General features: G+C 69.4%; 3 protein-coding genes. All 3 read right to left on the reverse strand.

Features of this window, described 5'->3' with window-relative positions; translation table 11 throughout:
* Window positions 1-287, reverse strand: a 287-nt coding sequence (locus ACWELQ_RS45760; protein WP_452403203.1) for a VOC family protein, incomplete at its 3' end; no start/stop codon positions are given.
* A 59-nt stretch (window positions 288-346) separates the two neighbouring features.
* Complete coding sequence (locus ACWELQ_RS45765; protein ID WP_452403204.1) at window positions 347-1,156, reverse strand: hypothetical protein; 810 nt, start codon at window positions 1,154-1,156, stop codon at window positions 347-349.
* Window positions 1,157-1,178: 22 nt separating this feature from the next.
* A partial coding sequence (locus tag ACWELQ_RS45770; protein WP_452403205.1) for a DUF3097 family protein occupies window positions 1,179-1,372 on the reverse strand: 194 nt, incomplete at its 5' end.

Here is a 1,372-nt window from a genome sequence, read left to right on the forward strand (position 1 = left end):
CCGGCATCGACCAGCTCCTCGAACTTGGCGTCGACTCCGGCGGGGGTGCCGCAGTCGCAGGCGAGGCCGAGGCGACCGGAACCGGCGGCCGCCGACCACGAGGGGTGGAACGAGCGAATGACGTCCTCGGTGTCGAGCATGAGCTTCACGCCGCCGCCGAGATCCGCGTCCACATGGGGTTCCTGCTCGGCGCCTGCGGCGAACTCGACGCCGAGTCGGCGGTAGAACTCCACCGAGGCGCCCATATTGGAGACGGCGATTCCGATTACGTTCAGTCGAATAGTCATAGGAGAAACCCTAGGAGCCGCCGGTACCGAACGTCTTGAAGAAATCGGACAGGCCCCGGTCACCGAGCGTGGACGGCCGCCAGTCGCGCGTCCCGGATCGCGTTCCACAGCGGCCGCAGCAGCGCCTCCTGCGCGGCGACCGCGGTCGCGGAGGTGGGCGCGGAGGCCGGTTCGCGTTCGGCGACGGTCAGTATCGCGGCCACCTGATCGGCGGTGTCGAGAATCCGCCGGGCCCGCAGCGGCATGGAATCGGGATACTTGTGCCGGGTGTGGCCCGCCAGTTCCGCCTCGACCAGTTCACGCGGCCCGACACCGCCGGACCCCAGCCGGGTGGTCTGCAACTGCTGCAGGGCGTCGGCGGCATCGCGGACCGCCTCGCGCATGGTGTATTCGGCTTCGCCCAACGGCATATCGGGCGCGAGGGCGTGCGGGATGGGCGTCGAATAGACCCGCCATTGCAGGGAGTCGTCCTCGCCCCACACGGGAACCAGGCCGGTCCCGGTGGTGCCGGGAGCTCCGATCAACAGACCTTCCTCGGCTTCGGTTGCGGCGGCGGCGAATTCGGTGCCGACCGGCAACCCGCGCACGTCCCCGGGAATCGGCAGTACCAGCCGGACCTCGGCGCCGGGCCCGCCGACGGCCTCGCGAATGAGCTTCAGCAGCACCATGATTCCGGCCCCGGCGACCGCGTCCGACCCGTCGTCGGCGGCCCAGGGTAGCCCGGTGTGTCCGCCGGTGACCGGATCCCCCGCGGCCACCGACTGCTGGGGAGCCCAGGCGCGCAACGCGTCCAACACGTCGTCAGGGGCGCTGCGGCCGGCCAGCCAGGATCCGGCCCAAACCGTCAGCGATGCACTCGGGCTACTCATGCATTCGAGGATAACTGGCGGGCTACTCCTGCTCGGTGACGAAATCGATCAGTCGTTCGACGGCGCCGATGAGCGGGGTCTCCAGATCGCGGTAGGACTCGACCGCGTTGTAGACGCGACGATGATCGGCATGGTCGGCGGCCCGGTGCTGGGCGGTGTCATGCTCGAGCACTTCTGGTGGGGCGCTGTGTTCTTGATCAATGTGCCGATCGCCGC

The sequence above is a fragment of the Nocardia sp. NPDC004722 genome (genome assembly GCF_053601505.1).

Excerpts from the sequence above, each read along its gene's own strand:
- ACWELQ_RS45765 (WP_452403204.1), bottom strand. The coding sequence starts at position 1,156 with ATGAGTAGCCCGAGTGCATCGCTGACGGTTTGGGCCGGATCCTGGCTG.